Here is a 20,426-nt window from a genome sequence, read left to right as displayed (position 1 = left end):
CTTTCAATCCACGTAACGGAATTCGTTGGTCGTCATCAAGGCCTGGGCGAGACTTGCCCAGGCATGCAATCGGCATCGGTCCCGGTCTTCGTCGCCGCCCGCGAGTGTGGCTTCGGTCGTGCGCAGATAGGCGAACGATCTGTCCCGCTCTGATTCGCTGGGATCTCGCCCCAGCACGGCGGAAAAAATGGCCCGCAGCCGATCTCCGTCATCGCGAACGTCATCATCGAGCACCCGGCGGGCCAATTCACGCGATTGTTCCACCGCAAACACGCTGTTGATCAAGAACAACGATTGCGTCGGCAAGGTCGTGACATCGCGTTTGCCCCGCACGCTGACACCATCGGGAAGATCAAACGCGGCCAGTTCTTGTGGAGACGCGTGACGCAGCATGCAAAGGTAAACACTGCGGTGATGGGACTGGCGGTGCAGGTCGGTCGAGGCACCCGGCGGCCAGTTGATCAACGTGTCCAACGTTTCGATCGCGGAACCTTTTGCCGGGGCGTAATCCAGCCGGCCACTGGCTTGCAACATGCTGTCTCGCAGCGATTCCGCATCCAGCCGTTTGCGAGCGTGTCGCGACAACCAAATGTTTTCCGGATCCTGTTCGGTCATCCCCGAGTCGGCCAGGCTGCTCAGACCGTACGTTCGCGACAACACAATCGCCCGGATCATCCGCTTGATCGACCAACCTTCGCGGACGAATCGGTTGGCCAAGTGGTCCAACAATTCGGGGTGCGACGGGCGGGCACCGTACACACCAAAGTCATCGGGCGTGGTGACGATGCCGCGGCCGAACAGATGCATCCAGATTCGGTTGACGATGACGCGGGCGGTTTGCGGGTGGTCGGGGTGCGTCAGCCACTCGGCCAGTTCCGCTCGGCCGCTACGGTCGCTGCCGATCGTGATCGAGATGTCGTTGAAGCCGTCTTCGCTGACGTTTCGATAGGCCGTCAAAACACCGCGCGTCACCGAGGGTCCGAGTTTGGTGCCCTCGCCGTTGATGTGGATCTTGCAATCGGTCGGTTTCGCCTTTTCACGAACGCCCATCGCAAACCCCAGTGGCGAAGACGGACGCACGCCCCGCGGTTGGCCCGACGACCGGTGCAGATCAATGACCTCATCGTCACTCAGCGCGCGAGACAACAGCGTGAACTGGCCGATGTTTCCCGTCAGCGGCGCAAACTTGTCACTGCGGGCGGCCAAGCAATAGTCGAGTGACGTTGCAAAGGTCGCCTCGATTTCGCTGGCGATTTCGAGTCGACCGTTGAGGAACACTTTTACTTGATTGCCGGCCCGCACCAGTGCGACATGGTTCCAGCTGTTGCGGGGGATCACCGTGGATCCGACGATCGATGTTTTCTTGACGTTGCCATTGAACACGAACAGTTTTCCTGAGCGTGACTTGTCGTGCTTTCCGCCGATCCCCAGATGATCACCGGGCAACGTTTTGTCATCCAAGGCCGCGCGGGAGAACAAGTACGCCGTGATCGGTCGCGCGTCATTGTTGACTGCGTTTCGGAACCAAAACGAAACGGAGTACGATTCAGTGGGTTGATCGAATCGGCCGGTGAAACGCGTGTCGTTCACTTCGGCAAAGGTTGCCGCCGAGAAATCCGCTTCGCCCTGGAGCACCAGCTCGTCAGGTTTCGATTCCAGCGTCGCGTGAAGTTTCGGTTCGAGGGCGTTGATGAATTCCGAGTAGGCGGCCGGCAGTTTCGGCGGTGACGTGCGGTCGGGCTGTTTGCGGGTTGCTTGCAGATCGGCGTGCAACTCGTGCAGCGGCGTCGGCGGCGCCGTCAGTTTCTCATTGCCAGCGGCGCCGTAGAGCGTCTCGGTGCTCCGAAAGATTCCCGCCAGGGCGTAGTAGTCTTTGGTCGGAATCGGATCGTGTTTGTGGTCATGGCATCGGGCGCAAGCGACGCTCAGCCCGAGCACACCGGTGCAGACGACGTTGATTTGGTCGTCGACGACATCCATCGCAAAGTTCTTGTTCATCGCGACGGCCGGTTTGGACCCGATCGCCAAGAAACCGGTTGCGATCAGTTGCCGGTTCCGCTGTTGGGCCGTCGCCGCGGGCAACAGGTCCCCGGCGATTTGTTCGGTCAGGAACCGGTCATAAGGTACATCTTGATTAAACGATTCGATCACATAGTCGCGGTACCGCCAGGCATTGGGGAACGTCGCATTGCGTCCCAGCCCGTCGTCGCCGTTGGATTCCCCGTAGCGGGCCACGTCCAACCAGTGCCGGCCCCAGCGGACTCCGTACTGGGGACTGTTCAACAGGCGGTCCACCAGACGCGCCGTCGCCTCGACACCGTGGCGATCGAAGTCGACCAGGAACGCTTCGATATCCGCTTGTGTCGGCCGCAGACCGATCAAGTCGTGGTACAGTCGACGAACGAGTTTGCGTGGGTCGGCGTCATCGGTCGGGTGCAGTCCGATCTGCCGCATCGACGACAACACGAAGCGGTCGATCGAATCGCGAGCCCAATCGGAATCGTTGACCGACGGCACGGGCGGATCTTGTCGGGGGACAAAGGACCACAAAGACTCATCGTCGGCGGCGTTGGGCTCGGCGCGAGACGAAGCGTCGGCGAGAGGCTGATCCCGGGGATCGACCGCGCCGAGGGAAACCCATGTTTCGAAATCCTTGATGATCGTTGCCGGCAGCGGTTCCTCCGGCGGCATCTCCAATCCGTCGTAACGCAGCGCTTGGATGATCAGACTTTCGTCCGGGCTGCCGGCCAACAACACCGGACCGGATTCGCCGCCGGCCAGCATCGACTGGCGATTGTCGACGCGAAGCTTTCCACCGAGTTCATCCGAGTCCGCGGAGTGGCACTCGTAACAGTGCTTGACCAGCACCGGACGGATCTTCTTTTCGAAGAACTCCAGTTGGTTGTCTGCCGGCGCGGGGCTGCCGAGAACGATGGCCCAAGACAGAAAGAAAACGGCAGCGGTGATTCGGTGTGGGGTCACTGCAGCGGCGTTGCAAAGGCGGGGGCGGGGCGGGGGAGGGAAGACCATTGTCGGCCAACCGCTGCCGCATTGCAAGCAAGTTCATTTGCCGAGCTGTTCGCGGTATCGGGCGCAAGCCCTTCGGTTCCCCATCGTTACCGAAACACCGGAGGGCTCGCGCCCAATACCGCTAAATCGAGAAGCGAATTACCCCAAAATGGCTCCCCTCTCCCCCGAACAAGCCTCTTGATCGATTCGGATTGATCATGCACGCCAACTGATTTTGGCAGGCGAAAACGTTGCGACGAGTAGAGGCTTGTTTGGGGGAGAGGGGCTGGGGGTGAGGGGGAATCCGCATGACGACAGGACGATGCAATCACAAGGCCACCGAGTTTGCTCGTGATCAGCGCGGCCGATCGAATGAATTTGAAAACTCGGTTTAGCTGATGCCGCGCAATCGTGGTTGCGCCCGAGGAAAGTTTCGAAATGAGTATCCGATGTGCGATACACAGTTGATTTCTGCTGAGTCGATTTGATGTAGTTCGCATTCCAGCGCACGACATATCGCCAGATCCAACCGGGGTTCGAGAACGTATCGTTGCCGTTATCCAGCAACGGCGCACAGAATAAATCCCCCTCACCCCCAGCCCCTCTCCCCCAATTCCTGACTCGCTTAGGCTCGTCAGGAATCGGGGGAGAGGGGAGCCATGGTGTTTCATTTTCGCTTCTCGATTGAGCGGTATCGGCCTCGCGCCCTGCCGCTAAAAGATGCTTTACAGCGTTTACGGCCCACACCGTCTTGTGACAATCCTGCGTTGCCAACCAATTCGGTCCCGGTGAACGAAGCCGACGCCGTGAATGACCGCTGCAACGGCTTTATTTTCTTGTCATCCATTTTCTTGTCGCCTATTCTGCGCCTGCGGCGTCGGCGATTCACGGTACAACACTGCTCTCTCGTCGTGCACCTGGATGAGACGAATTCCGACCGGACCCTGACATGCGATTCTCCATCCGATCCCTGCTCGCGATCCTGCTGCTGTGCGCGATCTCGTTTCCGTTGGTGAGCGGGATCGCCGACCTGCGACGCGACGAGGAGATGCGGATGCAGTTGCGTGTGGAGATCGAAACGCTTCGCGAGAGGATGGCGTTGGATGATCCGCAGCGACAGCGTGTCAAGCAGCACCAACACGACGAACTGACATCGATTCGGGCCGTGCGAGAGCAAGCTCAACGGCAGTTCGAGACGATCCAGCAGAAGTACGGCGGGATTGAAGTTCGCGGCCCCGACGTGCTTTCGCTGCGAACCGTTCCCCAATTGCGACGCGAAAAGATGCCGCCGCCGGTCGTGTTCCGCATCCACGTCCCGACCGACCGCGAAGTCTGGCTGAAGTACGCGGTGATTCCCGCCGAGGGCGTCAGCCGCTCAGCCGATCAACTCGACGAACGTCAAGATCCTCCGGTCGGATCCGGGTTCGCGCACCCCGGTCACTATGAAGTGAAGCTCGAACCCGGCGAGCATCTTCTGGGGGTGGAAACCGGTCCGGTCCGTGGCAAGGTGCTGCCGGCCAGCGTTCGATTAGGTGACAAGCCCTTGCTGGAAACCGAGTTCTCCGGCGACGGCATTCCGAGTACGGGGGCGTATCACATCACTGGGACGAAACAACTTGATTTTCCGCCACAGCGTCGCTTGCCTTGGTTGCTGAACATCAAAGTCGATCTTCGAGACGACGACAACTCTCGTCGCGATGCGCCTTTCGACGGTTGTCTTTGGTTGAGTGACCGTTCCAGCGGTTACGATCCCTTTCCCCACACGATGGTCGATCCATGATGCCGAAGTTCGCGACGGTTCTTTTCTTTTGCACGCTGGCGGTCATGATCGCCGGACTTGGCTGGGTCGGGATGACCCGGCGCTCGATCGCACGTGACATCGTCCAGCTTCGGCAGGAATTGGAATCGCTGCACAAGTCGACGCGACTGGACAAGGCGCTGCGCACTCAATTCGGCAAAGACGTCGAGTTGATCGCTAGTGTCTTCGATCAGTGTCGCACGGCCGATGATCTTCCGCGGTTGGGCGGCCACCGGATCATCTCCAACGCCGACAACGGCGAATCGGTCGCGTTTTATGTTCCCGAAGGTAGTCATCAGCTGGGCGTTCGTTGCGTCTGGAAACCAACCGCCGTCAAAACCAACTCGGCGACTTCGCCGGAGACCGACACGGCAACGGCTGAACCGCTTGTGGGGGAATCAACGTGGTCCATTCCCTTGGTCGCCGAGCGCAGCTACCTGTTCGACCGGGTCGGTTCTTGGAACGATGTCCAACCGATCGGCTGGAAACTTTCGTGCAATGACGAGTCTGCGTTTCCCGCCCGAACCGAAATGCTTCCGCTGCCGCCCTTGCGAGCCGACGGCGGTTCTTGGAGCACCTATCGCCGCGCCGTGTTTCCCAATCAGGTCAATTTCAAGGTGCTCGGCGATGCAGCGGGCCGCGCCTTCATTCCGTCCCCGCTGCGACTGGCCGAGTGGACTCGGTACGGTCGCATCGACGACGTCGGCTTGAAGATCGATTTCAAATTGACACTCACGTCGGACAATCCTCCGGTCGTTTCGGCAACCGACGCCGAAGTGTGTCTGATCCTGAGTCAAGGGGATCGGCTGGGCGACTATCTCGGGGGCGGTCGATACGCCGTCCGGACACACTGAGGTGCGTGCTGAAATCGCACGTTGGTGCCCTTTTGCTGTGCACTATCGCGCGCCGTTGGCGCTCGATAGGATTGATAAACCGTTGACGGTCCACGGACTTTCCGCTGCAGCAGCGTTACAGCGTTAGATCGGATCGCAAATCGAATTTGGCGCGCGGTGTGCCGTAAACAACGGGAACAGCGCGGAGGGTTGTGCGAGCGGCCTCCGGAACGATCTCGTTTCCCCACCCATGTTTTTCAGGAACGGTCCTTCCCAGGAACCAAGTGCAGTATCAGAAAAATGCTTGATCTATCTGAATATCAAATCGATGTCAAAAACGTGTTCCGAAACGCTTCGCCCGCGACGCTTTACGAGGAGGCCTTGCGGTATGAGAAACAAGCAACGCTCGCCGACACCGGCGCATTGATCGCCTATTCGGGTGACAAGACCGGCCGCTCGCCCAAGGACAAACGGATCGTCGAACACCCCGAGTCGAGCGATGACGTGTGGTGGGGCAGCGTCAACATCGGGCTGCACGAGAACGCGTTTTGCGTCAACCGTGAACGGGCGATCGATTACCTCAACACCCGCGAGCGACTGTACGTGCTGGACGCGTTTGCCGGCTGGGATCCCAAGTATCGCATCAAAGTCCGTGTGATCTGTGCGCGGCCGTACCATGCGTTGTTCATGCACAACATGCTGATCCGGCCGACACGTGAAGAGCTCGCCGATTTCGGCGAACCCGATTGCGTGATCATCAATGCCGGTGCCTTCCCCGCCAACCGCTACACCACCGGGATGACCTCCAAGACCAGCGTGGACCTGAGTCTGGAGCGACGCGAGGTAGTGATCCTCGGCACCCAGTACGCCGGCGAGATGAAGAAAGCCGTGTTCACGTTGATGAATTACTTGATGCCGCGCAGCAACGTGCTGCCGATGCACTGCTCGGCCACGTCCGATACCGAGACCGGTCAATCCTCGGTCCTGTTCGGGCTCTCGGGCACCGGAAAGACGACGTTGTCGGCAGACCCCAAGCGGGAGCTGATCGGCGATGACGAACACTGCTGGACCGATGACGGCGTGTTCAACATCGAAGGCGGTTGTTATGCCAAGGCGATCTATTTGACCCGCGACGCCGAACCCCAGATCTTTGACGCACTGCGGTACGGTGCCGTGCTGGAAAACGTGGTCTACGATCAGGCCGATCACCATGTCGATTTCGCCAACGCCAGCATCACCGAAAACACGCGCGGTGCCTATCCGATCGAATACATCCCCAATGCCAAGATCCCGTGCATCGCGGAGCATCCGACCGATGTGATTTTCCTGACCTGCGACGCCTTCGGTGTCCTGCCGCCGGTCAGCAAGTTGACGCCGGAACAGGCCGAGTACCATTTCATCAGTGGTTACACCGCCAAGGTTGCCGGGACTGAAGTCGGCGTCACCGAACCCGAAGCGACGTTCTCGCCGTGTTTCGGTGGCCCGTTCCTGGTCTGGCACCCGGGCAAGTACGCGGAGTTGCTGTCCAAGCGAATCACGCAGCACAAGACCAACGTGTGGCTGATCAATACCGGTTGGAGCGGCGGCGCGTACGGCGAAGGCAGCCGAATGAAGCTGTCGTACACCCGGGCGATCCTGGACGCGATTCACTCCGGCGCCCTCAAGACCGCACCGACAGAAAAAGAGCCGTGCTTCGGATTGGAGGTCGTGACGCAGGTCCCCGACGTGCCCGATGAAATGCTGCTGCCACGCAACACCTGGGGCGATCCGGCCGCGTACGACGCCACGGCGGCAAGGTTGGCCGAACTGTTCCACAAGAACTTTGTGACCTACGCCGATGGCGTCAGCGCCGCGGTTCGCGCCGCCGGTCCGCTGCTGCACCAAACAGCCGCCGGCTGAGCGTCCGCGTCGTCCCCCGTGGCCGGCGCTCGGCCACGGCGCGACACAACGCGTGTGCTGCTGCGGCGAGCCAAGGTTTGTGTTTGACATCTCGCGAGCTTGCGATGTATTATGGAGCTGTCCGTCCCAGGAGACTTCATGAGCAACAAAGCAACCGCGAAAAACCCCTCGAAACCCGTCGGCAGTGTCAAAGCCTTCGGCGACGCCGCCGAATGTCTCAAGACGCTCGCCCATCCGGTCCGCTTGCGAATCGTCCAGCTCTTGCTGCACGGCCGCTACAACGTCGGCGAATTGGCCGAAGATTGCGAGATCCCTGATAACGTGGCCTCTGAACACCTGCGGCTGTTGCAACGCTGTGGGTTTTTGTCCAGCGAGCGGGAAGGGCGGCGGGTGTTTTACCAAATCGCCGAACCCCATCTCGAACAGCTGATGGCGTGCGTCGAAGGGCGGTTCCTGCAATCGCCCGCCAAGCGACGGTAGCGGCCACCGGTTCCTTTTTTTGCGCACATCTCGTCATCTCGCGATGTGGCATGTTTTCGGTTGTCAACGACGAAGGATTCCCAGTCATGAAGATTGTCATCATCGGCGGAGTCGCCGGAGGCGCCTCGGCGGCGGCGCGCGCCCGGCGGCTCTGCGACCAGGCCGAGATCATCGTGCTCGAGCGCGGGCGTCATCCCTCGTTCGCCAATTAGCGGCATGCCCTACTACGTCGGCGGTGAAATCAAATCGCGTGACAAGTTGTTGGTCGCGCCGATCGACATGCTGCGGCAGCGTCATCGCTTGGATGTTCGCACACGATCGGAAGTCGTTGCGTTGGAGGTGGCCGAGAAGCGCGTGCGGGTGCGTGATCTGGAATCGGGCCATGAGTACACCGAGAGCTACGACAAGTTGATCATTGCGACCGGCGCGTCCCCGTTTCGGCCGCCGATCGAAGGCATTGATGGCCCCCGCGTCCTGACGCTGCGGGACTTGGCCGACGCCGATCGGATGCACCACAGTGCCACCTCGGGGGCGTCGCATGCCGTCGTCGTCGGCGCGGGCTTCATCGGGATCGAAGTCGCTGAGAATCTGGTCCGCCGCGGCATCCGAACCACCATCGTGGAACTCGGTGACCAGATTCTGCCGCCTTGGGACCGGGAGATGATGGCTCCGCTGGAGGACCACTTGCGAGATCAGGGCGTCGAGTTGAGGCTCAACGAATTGGCGCAGCGTTTCATCGATTCGCCCCAGGGGCTGAAGATTGAATTGCAATCGGGAGCATCGGTGGACGCGGATTTCGCGGCGATCTGCATCGGGGTTCGCCCGGAGAGCCGACTCGCCGCCGACGCCGGAATCGCGTGTGGATCGCGTGGCGGCATTGTGGTCAACGATCACATGCAAACCAACGTTGCGGATGTGTACGCCGTCGGTGATGTCACGGAAGTGACGGATTTTGTCACCAAGAAATCCGCTCAGATCCCGCTCGCCGGGCCGGCGAATCGACAGGGCAGAATCGCCGCCGATCATCTCTTCGGCCGTCCATCGACGTACCGGGGGACACAAGGCACCGCGGTCGTCGGTGTGTTTGGGAAAGTCGCCGCGATGACCGGGCAAAGTGAAAAGACACTGCGGCGTGAGGGATTGCGATACGAAAAAATTTACATTCACCCGACCGATCATGCCGGGTACTATCCTGGCGCCGAAGCGATGACGCTGAAGTTATTGTTTGATCCCGACGACGGCGCGATCCTCGGCGCCCAATGTGTCGGTGGCAACGGCGTGGACAAACGCATCGACGTCATCGCGATGGCGATCCAAGCCGGGATGACGGTGTATGACTTGGAGGAATCAGAGCTTTGTTACGCGCCCCAATTCGGACACGCCAAAGACCCGATCAACATGGCCGGGTTTGTCGCCGCCGGTGTGCTCCGCGGTGACCAGCCGATCGTTCACGTGGACACACTCAACGACAAGTCTCACGATCCTTCGTTCCTGTTGGATGTTCGCAGCGAGGCCGAATTCGCCGCGGGGCATCTGCCCGGTGCGACCAACATTCCGATCGAACAGTTGCGGGAGCGTCTCGGCGAAGTCCCTCGCGATCAAACAATCACCGCCTACTGCAAGGTCGGCCAGCGCGGCTATTTGGCGACCCGCGTTTTGATGCAACATCACTTCGACGTTGCCAACCTCAGCGGCGGATACACGCTGTGGTGTCGCTACCACGACTGAGAACAACTGATCCGTTTTCCGTTCCCTCCCTTTCCCCAAGAGACCATCATGAAACGATCTGCACTTTTGAATTTCACTGCGGCCCTTTCGTTGATGATTGTCGCACCCTCGTTTGCCCAAGACGTCCCCGGCCAGAGTGGAGTCGCCAAAGCGACACCGAGTTATCCGGCGATCCAAGGCCACGGCTCGGTCGTTCGATTGCCCCATGCCGCGCACCAGCCGCGCCCGGGGACCAAGTTACTCGTCGACCTGACCCGTGGCAGTGATCCGAGCAAATTAAACGCTGCGATCGAAAAGGTCGCCAAGTACGTCAACATCTACGCCGGAGCGGGCGCGGAACCGGCGGAGGTTCAAATCGCCGTCGTGTTTCATGGCGACGCGACGCTCGCTGTGCTCGACTCCGACGCCTACGCAACCGAGTTCAAGGTGAAAGCGAATCCCAATCTGGACTTGCTGCATCGGCTGCACGAATCGGGGGTCGAGCTGTACGTGTGCGGCCAGTCGTTGATTTCCAAAGGATCGGATCCCGAGGATGTGGCGGGCTTCGTCCAGACCGCCGTTTCCGCCCTGACCGCCGTCGTCAATCTGCAGTCGGACGGCTACGCCTATCTGCCGCTGGGGAATTGAATCTCGGGCGGCGGGGTCGCCCCCTTGAATGGCGGGTTTCCGCCCAGTAGGCTGTTGTTTCCTGGAGGGTGCAGCACTACTACGGCAGAGGTAATTCGCAGCATGAGCATTCCAGTCAAGGGCACGGCGACGACGACTTGCGATCTATTGGTTTCATCGGACTACCTGGGCGGCCAAACGCGTCAGCAAACCGTCATCGGTGTTGGAGAATTTTTGACGAAGTCGATCGTGCGAATCGTCCCGTGGAGCCCGCAATTGATCGGTGTCAGGGCGAACTCGGCGACGTTCATTTCGAGCGTGGTTGCGACTCCGACTCAGAATTTGTGCAACTTCAACACGCGGATGCGGCGTTTCCAAGTGGGCCGCGCCGGTCTGGGCAGTGACCACATTGAGTTTGCCGCACTCTCCCGCGGCGATGTGCGATCCAGGATTCAAGTGGCGACGACGCTGCAGACGCTGGCAACGACAGCGAAATCGACAGGGTCTCTGCAGCGATCCGAAGCGTTCGAGTGCTTTATCAATGCCGACGCCGAGGTCGAACTGACCTTGCCTCGTGCCAACCGTGCGATGGTCGGGATCGAGTATTTTTTTGCCATCAATCCAACCCTTGCCGGCGGGAAGTTGAAGATTTTGTGCGAGGGTCGCGACGCGATCCAGATCCGCCAATCCCAGTCGGTCAGCCCGAAGCAGGTCATCTCGGGGCGACCGACCAACGGTATCGTGGGTGACGTTGTCGCCAAGCGGGTGGAGTACATCGAGGCGACACAAACCAATGACGACAAAAACCGAACCTCCGTCGTGATGGCGTGTCGCGCGCCCGGTTTGTGGGTCGCCGAAAACCCGACGGCCAAACGAGAGGACGTCGACGTAGCGGGCCCTGGCATTGATCCTCCCCTTCGTTCGCTCTGGACGCCCGGAACGGTTATCGAAGATTAGGACCTCCCACCGGATCGCTGTTGGCACGTGAACGTGAGTTTGTTTTTCACCGCTGGAGCCGGAAATACATCATGAGTCAGTCTGAAGAACCGTCTGAAGAAGTCGTTCACGACACAGGCGAGCAGCCCTCCGATTCAATGGACGGCATCTCCCAGACGATCGACGGGACTGTCGATGCACAAGCGGTCAACGCAACCGCCCAGCAGAGCTTCGGCAGCCCGCCGCCGGGAGCGGAATATGGGTACGGCATCTAGATGACGCCCAAGACCGTTTTGCTGGTCGCCGGTTCGGCCGGGTTTTCGACCCGCGATGTGTGGGAGGGCTACCGCGAAGGATTGACCCAATGCGGCGTGCAGGTGATTCCCTATGCGACGTTCTCGATGCTCCGCGTCCTCAGCCACGAAGCCGTCGGGAATGACATCATCGGCAAGGCCCACGACGTGCGCAACGGCGTCGACGCGGTGGTGTTTATCGACGGCATGCATTTCAGCGCCGAGCGTGCCTGGGTTCCGGCCACCCTGCGCGATTCGAACATTCTGACCGCGGTCATCAAGACCGATGATCCGTATTGCCCGATCGCGGACACACAGCGGCTGTACCATTTGGTTTGCACCAACGAACTGAAACAGAAACCCGACAGTGAGGCCTACCTGCCCACCGCGACGTTGCCGCCGCCCGACGTTTCAACGTTGATCGGGAAAGAACCCGAAAGCGACATCGTCTTTGTCGGCACGCTGTTCGAAGATCGCGTGGCGACGATGCTACGACTCGCCGAACACTGCAACCGCCGTGGGCTGCGGTTCCGCATGGCCGGCAATTTTCCCAGCGACGCGTCGAAGTTCAAACGCATCCCGGCGGTGGCTTTTTCATCCGGGACGGTACGTCCGGAGGCAAAGTGGCGGATGTATGCGGCCAGCAAGTTGGTGCTGAACCTGTTCCGTGCGGCCGACCAAGCGGTCTCCCCCAGCCCGCGTGTTTTTGAAGTCACCGCGCTGGGCGGCCCGGCGCTGTTGACCGGAGTGCGACGCGAAGAGGTGACCCGAATCTTCGGCGATTCGGTTTATCATTTTGATGATCCCGACGAGTTGTGCGATCAAGTGGATCGGGCGATCGCCGACGATGCCGATCGTCGCAAGCGTGTCGCACAAGCCAAATCGATCACCGACCAGGCGCACCGGTACCGGCACCGCAGCGAGACCCTGCTGAAATTGCTGGCCCGCCAGCGTGCGCAGAACACGACCGTCCGCGTGACCACCGGCCACTTCGATGCAGCCGACGCCCACGCGGAATCGGGTGTCACGGACAAACGCGACGGAGTTGCCGAGGAACGGTTAGCGTGGTTGATCGGTTGCGGCCGGACCGGATCGACCTGGCTGTGCGAGATGCTCGACGCGCTGCCGGAAATGCGAGGCTGGCACGAGCCGTATTTCGGCCGCTTGGTGCAACACCTGGCGGACCGACCCGACGAACGGAAACGCCCCAGTGCGTTCTTCTTTGACGGCAACGGCAAAGCCGGATTGCGAGCCATTCGCGAAGCGTTCTACGAAGTCGCCCGAACAAAGTATCCGGGGTTTGGCGGCGAAGCGTTGGTCGTCAAAGAGGTCAATACGCCGGAATTGTTCGCGATGATTGAGGAACTGTTTCCGCTCAGCCGAATGTTATTTCTGGTCCGCGATCCATTCGACGTGCTTGATTCCTACATCGACATGCGTCAGCCCGGCAGTTGGAATCGAGCTTCGAACGATCGATCGTCCCGTGATCCGCGGCATCTGGCCAAGCACATTGCCAGTGCGTTTGGTCGCGCGGCCGACGCCTTTGACGCGTTCGAAGCGTCACAAAAGTTGCAGATCCGGTACGAGTCGATGATCGATGGCACGGCAGGTGAACTGACCCGGATCTGTTCGTTCTTGGGTTCGCAACCGAAACCAGATGAAATCGAACAGGTGGTGGATCGGTTTCGGTTTGACCGCCACAAAGACACCGGGCCGGGGGCGTTTCGCCGTCACGGTCGGCCGGGCGTCTGGCGTGATTCGCCGCATTTTACGCCTCCAGTGCGGGAAACCGCCGAACGCATTTTGGGCGATTTAAGGGGCCGATTCGGGTACACTGAATCGCCCCCGCTCTGAGTCCTCCCACGCTGCCGCAACCTGCCATGCCAGCCGAACCAAGCCACGACGACGACCAGGGCGAGCCGGACGAGGAACGTCCATCGACGTTCTTGCACGATAGCGATCTGCCGTCCAGCAGCGACGATTTTTTGGGTCTCGCCAAACGGACCCGTCGCAACGGCGGCGAACAGCAAGAGACGATCAGCGAAAACAGTGATTCGCTGTTGGGCGAGACGATCACGCTCAATGCCGACGGTGACCATGTCTTGGGCAACTTCCGCATCCTCAGCAAGCTCGGCTCGGGCGGTTTCGGAACGGTCTACAAAGCGGAAGACTTGCGGTTGGAGCGATTCGTTGCGATCAAAGCCGCGCTGCCGCGTTCGTCCGACCGAGGGGATGACCAATACAAACGCGTCATTCACGAAGGCCGCGCGGCGGCGGCACTCGAACATCCCAACATCGTCTCGATCTACGATGTCGCCGACCTGGACGGCAAGCCGTACATCATTTCACAGTTGATCGATGGCGTGACGCTGAAGGAGTGCATCACCTCGGGGCCGACCAATCACAAGTGGACCGCCGAGATCATGCTGCGGGTCGCACGCGCGGTCGACTATGCCCACGGCAAGGGCATCATTCATCGCGATCTGAAACCCGGCAACATCCTGTTGGACCACGATGAAAATCCGCATGTCAATGATTTCGGCATCGCCAAACACTCCGACAGCGACGAGACGATTTCCAACGAAAGCTCGATCATCGGAACGCCGGCCTACATGTCGCCCGAACAAGCGGCCGGGCATTCACGCGACGCGGACCGCCGCAGCGACATCTATTCTCTGGGCGTGATCCTGTACGAACTGGCGACGGGCGAAAAGCCGTTTCGCGGCAGTTCGCGGATGCTGATCCACCACGTGATCCACACCGATCCGCAACCGCCGCGGATGCTCAATCAAAGCGTCCCCGCCGACTTGGATACCGTTTGCCTGAAGTGCTTGGAGAAAGACCCCGAACGGCGCTACCAAACGGCGGCGGAGTTGGCCGATGACTTGCAACGGATTCTCAACGGAGATCCTATCCTTGCACGACCGGTGTCGGGGATCGAACATTTCTTTCGACGGTGCCGCCGCTATCCGGCAACGACGGCCAGCGTGGCCGGATTGATCGCCGCGATCGCGATCGGATTGGCCGGCGTAACATGGCAATGGCGTCGGGCCGAGCACAATCGACAACAGGAAGTGATCGCCAGGAAACAGGTCGAACGGTCGCGTGAGCAACTCCAAGAAGAAATCGCGTACTCCAAGCAGATGCTTCACGATGCCGAATCCAAATTGGCATTCAAATCGATGGCTGCCGGCAATCATCGTCTGGCCCAGCGTTCGATCAACCAGCTGCGACCATTCGGTGACGTCGAGTTTCGTCTACTGCGCAATATCGAGGACCGGTATCAAGAGATTCTTCGTCACGTCGAAATGATCACCGACGTCGCGATCTCCGACGACCGACGGCTGATCGCCGCGACAGGACTTCGGACGCTGTTGGTGTGGGACACCGAAACCAAGCGGATCGTCTATCGGTTTCGTGAAAAGGGAAAGCAACTTCGTTGCGTCGATTTCGCGAACTCCAGCCATCGCCTGGCGTGGGGCGGGGAACACGGCAAAGTCTATTTAAAAACGATCGGCGCGGCGGCCGCACCGATGCGACCATTGGACCATGGATCTGCCATCGAAGTGATTCGTTTTTCCGCCGACGGCGCGAAACTGTTGTCGGCCGGTGACAACGGAAACGTCATCGTTTGGACATCCGACACCGGAGCGATGGATGCATCCCACACGGTCTCGACATCGACGATCCGTGCCGCCGATTTCCTGGGCCGCGAGGGAATCGTGACAGGCGACGAAACGGGACGAATCATCCGCTGCGACCTCACGTCGGGGCGTTGCGATGAGATCGCCAAAAACGCGTTTCCGATCCTCTCACTGGACACCAATGCCGACGCCACGCTGTTCGCCGCGGGGACTCAAGACAACCGGTTTTTGGTCGGACGCATCGACGACCCTGAATCCATCCGGCGAATCACGACCAACCATGGTCCCGTCGTGGATCTTGAATTCTGGGACGCAAAAAACGCCCTCGTCACGACGAACCTTTACGGCCAACTAGGTATCTGGCGGCTACCGAATTTGACCGTCCGAGAGTGCCATCACTACTTTCAAGGCATCGGACATTTCACCATCGACACCGGTTCCGACCGCATCTTGCTCGGCGGCGGTGACGGCGGCGTCATCTCACTGCATGTCGACGACGTCCGGCCGGATATGGTTCAAATGTCACGCGGGGTGATCACCGATCTAACACTCGTCGATCAATCCATCGTCGTCTGTCATGCGACGGGGCCGGCGAGTGTCTTGGATCGGGGGTCGGGCCGATTGTTGCGGACGATCCCCGGCGAAACGGACGCTCCGCCCGGTAATCACACCTTGCCGGAGACCCTGACCTGTGCCTCCGCGTCCGGCGATCGTAATCGGATCGCCTTCGGCACCACCGACGGTCGCATCCTGATTTGGAATTCCGAAACGGGAAAGATCCGCATGTGCGGCATGGCGACCGACAAGTCGATTTCTCAGATCGAACTGGCCGATGACGGCTTGAGTGCCTGGACCGGCGGATTCGACGGCGGCGTGCGACTTTGGGATTTGACCAAAGCCGATTCCAGCACTGGGGTCGTCGCTCTGGGCGGCGTGGTTCGCGGGTTGCGATTATCAAGCGACCGGCAGCGGGCCGTCGCCGTTTCGGCCAACGGCCTTGCCGTGCTGATCGACGTGGCCGAGCAGACGGAGCTTGCGCGGACCGAACTCGGCAAATCGTTGCACTGCGTCGCCTGGTCCAGCGATTCATCCCAGATCGCGATCGGCGACGCCCGGGGCACCGTTCATCTGTATCGGAGTGACTTGTCGAACGTCGCCAGAGAAATCGAGGTGCACACCGGACCGATCACGGCGGTCACGTTTTCACCCTCCGACCAACGGATCATCACCGTCGGCAACGACGAGCAGATCGCGTTTTCTAATCTGATCACCGGCCGAACCGGCGCGATGGTGGAAAACAGTCATCCGATGAGCATTCGTGATCTGGCGATCAGCGACGACGCCCGCTGGATGGTCACCGGCGACGTCGGCGGCAATGTCCGAATCTGGTCGGTCGCAAAGTGATGGGCGGCCGGTGAGTCTCGCGATCTCGACAACCGGATGACCGTCAAAGAAACGAAGGACCGTGACCACACGCTCGTGCTCGGGCAACGCCGCGACCGCATCGAGCAGCGACTTGTCGGCCAGATCAACTGCTTTGGCAGGCTGATCGTCGACCGGATTCAGCGCTTCGATCGGACGGGTGATCGGCGTGCGTTTTCGTGTCCGCTGCGCCTCGCGACGTGCGATCTTGGATAGCCAAAAGCCGACCGCATCCGGATCGCGCAACTCCGACATTCGCCGGTGGGCGATCAAGAAGGTCTCCTGAGTGACATCTTGCGTGGCGTGGTAATCCTGGAGTTCTCCCCAGGCCACGGTCCACACCAGCCGCTCGTACCGCGAGACAATCTGTGCGAACGCCTGCTGGTCGTTGCGGTCCGTCACCGCCTGAATCAAGTCAGAATTGCTTTGCACACCCGAACCTCAACGCGTCAGATCTCGTTTCCGAAAAACGAGAGGCGGCGACGGACGCTTTTGCGACCAAAAAAAATGAACGCGAACACATTTTTTTCGACCCGCGTCCGGTCAATCGCTCGCGAAGCATTCCTAAAGTCGTCGCGGCACGCCCTTGCCGCCAAGCGACAACGCCAGCACCAAGACCAGGATGCCGCCGATCAACAGCCCGCCGCCGACACCCAGGGCTTCCGCGGCAGAGGCGACGTAGAGCGGGTTCCAATCGATCGGCCGCAGTTCTTCGCCGCTGATCAGGGCCGAGCCCGCCCAGATCAAGAATCCGGCGCCAGTGGTAAACAGGACGACCGAGACGACGCACGCCAAGATGCGTCCCACCCGGGGAACCGCCAAGGCGACGCCGACCAACGCCCCGAACAGTCCGCCCACGATCAAGCTGGTGATGTCAAGTGGCATGGTCAATCGCTCGCGGTTGTGGCGTTCTCAAAAAAAGTGCGGATTCTCGATCCGCCACCCCATGATACTCTGCGACCGACCACACCTTCAGAAAAGTGATCCGCAGTCGATCTGCAGGCGAATCTGAGGTTTTCTCCGCGTCGTGCACGGAGCCGACGTCGACATGGGTATACTGGACGGGTTGGATCACGAGGATCGAAGCGTCACGCGGCACGGCGATCGGTTGCCTGCCATCCTACCTCCACGACGCCATGCGTACCCGCCCCATCGTTGCTCTCGCGGCATGTTGCTTCTTGGCTCCCTTGTTGCCGGCAGCCGACAGTCCCGAACAGGAGGCGTTCTTCGAAACGAAGATTCGCCCGGTGCTGGTCGAACATTGTTACCAGTGCCATTCGGCGACGTCCAAGGAACCCGAAGGCGGCTTGTTGCTGGATACTCGCGAGGGCATTCGCTGTGGAGGCGACACCGGAGATGCGGTCGTTCCAGGCGAATTGAACGACAGCTTGATCCTGAACGCGCTGCGCTACGAAACGGTCGAAATGCCAAACGCGTTCCCAAAAATCTTCCTACCGCGAAAATCTTCCTACCAAAAAAATTTCCCTACTCACTGCCTTGATTCATTGATCCAGCTCATGCACTTCGCCAGACATGTTCTCCTGCTCGTTGCCATCGCCATTGCAGTCCCAGCACTTGCCGAGCGTGCGGACTGGGTGGAAGGCTCATCAGTGCAGAACGACGGGGCCAATCGCGAGCACTATAACCGAGCGGCGCTTTTGCCTTGGCACCATTTCATGGGTGATTGGCGCGATGCGAACGATACCGAACAAGGCGATGTGGCGTACGCGGTGAGCGAAGTGATCGATGACGACACACGCAAATCGGTGCGCTGGGACGTCACGACGTTGGTGAAAGACTGGACGGCCAACAGGTTTCCAAACAAGGGACTGTTCTTGCGCGTCACTGACGGTCGGGGGCGGATCGTCTTCGCCAGTCGCGAAAGCCCCGACGCGCCGCTGCGTCCGGTGCTTGAGGTCAACGGCGAGGGCGGAATCATCACGCTCGCTGCTACCGCCGATACCTACCTGACCGCGTCGACGTATCGTTGCCAAGGCCAGGCGGATCAACTGCGAGTTTCCGTCGCACCGGAGCATCTGTTGGTCCGATTTGATTCGGACCAACTCGCCGCTTTGGGTGCGATCTCCGCGGCAACGTTGGTCCTGCATGCGACCGAGCAATATGGATCGGCAACCATTAGTGTGTTTCGTTGCGGGCAGGGACACGACGAACCGCCGACGCCACCGGTGTTGGGACTTGCGGCCAAGTACCAGGACGATCGGGGCATCCAAGCCGATCCCGACGTCGTCTTCGCAACGGGGTTTGAACGCGAAGACTGGCACGACGAATGGACTGTCGCGGAGCCGAAGGACAAAATCGATACGATCGCTGCCGACACGACATTTCAATACTTCGATGCCCTGCAAGGCCGCGCGTTGCGATCACGCATCGCCAAGGGGGCGCTGACCGCGCTCAACACGACCTACAAGTTCGGCCAGGAAACCGGCGCCGAGCCCGAAGCAATTTACTTTCGTTACTACCTGCGGTTGGGTGACGATTGGAACCAAACCCTTCAAGGCGGCAAGATGCCAGGGATCAGTGGCACCTACAACCGCGGGGGCTGGGGCGGGCGAAAGAGCGACGGCATCAACGGATGGTCGGCGCGGGGGCTGTTTCGCATGACCGTTCCGGACGGCAACCCGCTCGGTGCAACCACACCGGTCGGTTTCTATTGTTACCATGCCGACATGGAAGGTTCCTACGGCACCAACTGGATCTGGAACAAGGACTACCGAGGCTACTTGCAGCGGAATCGCTGGTATGCGATCGAGCAATACTGTCGCCTCAATACGCCCGGCGAAAAAGATGGTGTCTTGAAGGCTTGGGTCGATGGCCGCATGGCGTTTGAGAAAACCGACATCCGATTTCGTCTCACCGACGAACTAAAAATCGAACAGGTTTGGATGAACGTTTATCACGGCGGCAAACTCGCCTCGCCCCACGACCAACACGTGTTCATTGACAACGTGGTGATTGCGAGGCGGTACATCGGCCCGATGGTCACCTCCAGTAACCGTTGACGTCCTGGAAGAACTTGTAGTTCGGCGGCGGAGCACCGATGGCGCCGGGCCAGTCGTGCGAGCCCTTGATACGTGGGCCGTTCGCACTCGGCTGCGACTGCCGAGACCACCCGGAGTTCTTTCGCCACGTCGAACCGGATTGCCTGGGCGAATAGGTGCGTGGGGCATTCAGTGCGCGGCCGCGAAAGAGGCGGAACCCGCGACCAGCGGTGGCTGTCCCCGCGTCACCCAGATTGATTGTGCCCACCACGACGACAGCGGCAAAGAACCACATGCGGTATCGATTCATCGACTTCCTCGATTTCTGACGGAGAGAGTTCTGTGCACGGCGCTCGGCGAACCAAGGCGACCGAGGCTTCAGTCTAACAAGCGGACGAAGCGAGCTTCTGTGACAGGCGAATTTAAAAAAAGGGGGCCGGGCCAAGCGGTGATTGCCGATTCGGATCGGACTGATTGACGGGTAGCGGTAGGACGCAAGCCCTCCGGTCTTGAGGTACCGGACGGCTCGCGGGCTGTCGGTTTAGTCGATGTGCCGAAATCAACGCGATGACGTTAGCCCGACGCGTGAGCGAGGGGCGCCGCGTGGCCCCTTGCTAACGCATGCGGGCTTAAACCGACAGCCCGCTCGCGCCGTTCCGCTAAAACGGTAGCTCATTCGTAAACGGTGCATTAGTGCACGGCATCGCCAAAATTGACGACAAGTGAAGGCCCCTTCACCCGCGACCTCTCGCCACCGATCCCCAGCCTTTCGGCCATTT

At 60.1% G+C, this 20,426-nt stretch carries 15 protein-coding genes and 1 pseudogene; 12 read left to right on the top strand and 4 right to left on the bottom strand.

Annotated elements, in window-relative coordinates; all coding sequences use genetic code 11:
- Positions 1–3 precede the first annotated feature (3 nt).
- Positions 4–2,982, bottom strand: a complete 2,979-nt coding sequence (locus TBK1r_RS35705) for a DUF1553 domain-containing protein (RefSeq protein ID WP_419580718.1) — start codon at positions 2,980–2,982, stop codon at positions 4–6.
- A gap of 976 nt (positions 2,983–3,958) precedes the next feature.
- Between TBK1r_RS35705 and TBK1r_RS35700 the strand changes: the two genes are divergently transcribed.
- From TBK1r_RS35700 to TBK1r_RS35655, 11 genes are all read left to right on the top strand, one after another.
- Complete coding sequence (locus tag TBK1r_RS35700; RefSeq protein ID WP_145220750.1) at positions 3,959–4,789, top strand: hypothetical protein; 831 nt, start codon at positions 3,959–3,961, stop codon at positions 4,787–4,789.
- On the top strand, positions 4,786–5,661 hold the full coding sequence (locus TBK1r_RS35695) for a hypothetical protein (RefSeq protein ID WP_145220748.1): 876 nt from the start codon (positions 4,786–4,788) through the stop codon (positions 5,659–5,661). Before TBK1r_RS35700 ends, TBK1r_RS35695 begins: the two co-directional genes overlap by 4 nt.
- A 279-nt stretch (positions 5,662–5,940) precedes the next feature.
- On the top strand, positions 5,941–7,539 hold the full coding sequence (gene pckA / locus TBK1r_RS35690) for a phosphoenolpyruvate carboxykinase (ATP) (protein ID WP_145220746.1): 1,599 nt from the start codon (positions 5,941–5,943) through the stop codon (positions 7,537–7,539).
- Positions 7,540–7,677: 138 nt separating this feature from the next.
- Positions 7,678–8,019 carry an ArsR/SmtB family transcription factor gene (locus TBK1r_RS35685; RefSeq protein ID WP_145220744.1) on the top strand — a complete coding sequence of 114 codons (342 nt, stop codon included), beginning with the start codon at positions 7,678–7,680 and terminating at the stop codon, positions 8,017–8,019.
- A gap of 86 nt (positions 8,020–8,105) precedes the next feature.
- Positions 8,106–8,231, top strand: coding sequence for a hypothetical protein (locus TBK1r_RS39345; protein WP_419580717.1), 126 nt, complete (start codon positions 8,106–8,108; stop codon positions 8,229–8,231).
- Positions 8,232–8,235: 4 nt separating this feature from the next.
- Positions 8,236–9,747 carry an FAD-dependent oxidoreductase gene (locus TBK1r_RS35680; RefSeq protein ID WP_419580716.1) on the top strand — a complete coding sequence of 504 codons (1,512 nt, stop codon included), beginning with the start codon at positions 8,236–8,238 and terminating at the stop codon, positions 9,745–9,747.
- A gap of 48 nt (positions 9,748–9,795) precedes the next feature.
- On the top strand, positions 9,796–10,374 hold the full coding sequence (locus TBK1r_RS35675) for a DsrE family protein (RefSeq protein WP_145220742.1): 579 nt from the start codon (positions 9,796–9,798) through the stop codon (positions 10,372–10,374).
- Positions 10,375–10,476: 102 nt separating this feature from the next.
- Positions 10,477–11,310, top strand: coding sequence for a hypothetical protein (locus tag TBK1r_RS35670; protein WP_145220740.1), 834 nt, complete (start codon positions 10,477–10,479; stop codon positions 11,308–11,310).
- A gap of 71 nt (positions 11,311–11,381) precedes the next feature.
- Positions 11,382–11,564: a hypothetical protein gene (locus tag TBK1r_RS35665; protein WP_145220738.1), complete on the top strand. Its 183-nt coding sequence runs from the start codon at positions 11,382–11,384 to the stop codon at positions 11,562–11,564.
- Complete coding sequence (locus TBK1r_RS35660) at positions 11,565–13,436, top strand: glycosyltransferase family protein (RefSeq protein WP_145220735.1); 1,872 nt, start codon at positions 11,565–11,567, stop codon at positions 13,434–13,436.
- A 26-nt stretch (positions 13,437–13,462) separates the two neighbouring features.
- Positions 13,463–16,630: a WD40 repeat domain-containing serine/threonine-protein kinase gene (locus tag TBK1r_RS35655; RefSeq protein WP_145223335.1), complete on the top strand. Its 3,168-nt coding sequence runs from the start codon at positions 13,463–13,465 to the stop codon at positions 16,628–16,630.
- A 66-nt stretch (positions 16,631–16,696) separates the two neighbouring features.
- Here the strand turns inward: TBK1r_RS35655 and TBK1r_RS39340 are convergent.
- Both TBK1r_RS39340 and TBK1r_RS35645 read right to left on the bottom strand, forming a co-directional pair.
- Positions 16,697–16,981, bottom strand: a pseudogene (locus TBK1r_RS39340) (RNA polymerase sigma factor); the annotation flags it as partial.
- 231 nt (positions 16,982–17,212) lie between these two features.
- Entirely contained in the window at positions 17,213–17,533 is a 321-nt protein-coding gene (locus TBK1r_RS35645; protein ID WP_145220731.1) for a hypothetical protein, read from the bottom strand.
- Positions 17,534–17,784: 251 nt separating this feature from the next.
- Between TBK1r_RS35645 and TBK1r_RS35635 the strand changes: the two genes are divergently transcribed.
- Positions 17,785–19,668, top strand: coding sequence for a polysaccharide lyase (locus TBK1r_RS35635; protein ID WP_419580715.1), 1,884 nt, complete (start codon positions 17,785–17,787; stop codon positions 19,666–19,668).
- Here TBK1r_RS35635 and TBK1r_RS35630 read toward each other — a convergent pair.
- Positions 19,649–19,957: a hypothetical protein gene (locus tag TBK1r_RS35630; RefSeq protein WP_145220729.1), complete on the bottom strand. Its 309-nt coding sequence runs from the start codon at positions 19,955–19,957 to the stop codon at positions 19,649–19,651. The genes TBK1r_RS35635 and TBK1r_RS35630 overlap by 20 nt on opposite strands.
- Positions 19,958–20,426: the final 469 nt, after the last annotated feature.

This window comes from Stieleria magnilauensis, assembly GCA_007753675.1.
Taxonomy (GTDB): domain Bacteria; phylum Planctomycetota; class Planctomycetia; order Pirellulales; family Pirellulaceae; genus Stieleria; species Stieleria magnilauensis.
Note: the sequence above shows the minus strand (reverse complement) of the source record. Positions and strands in the feature narration are given on the sequence as shown.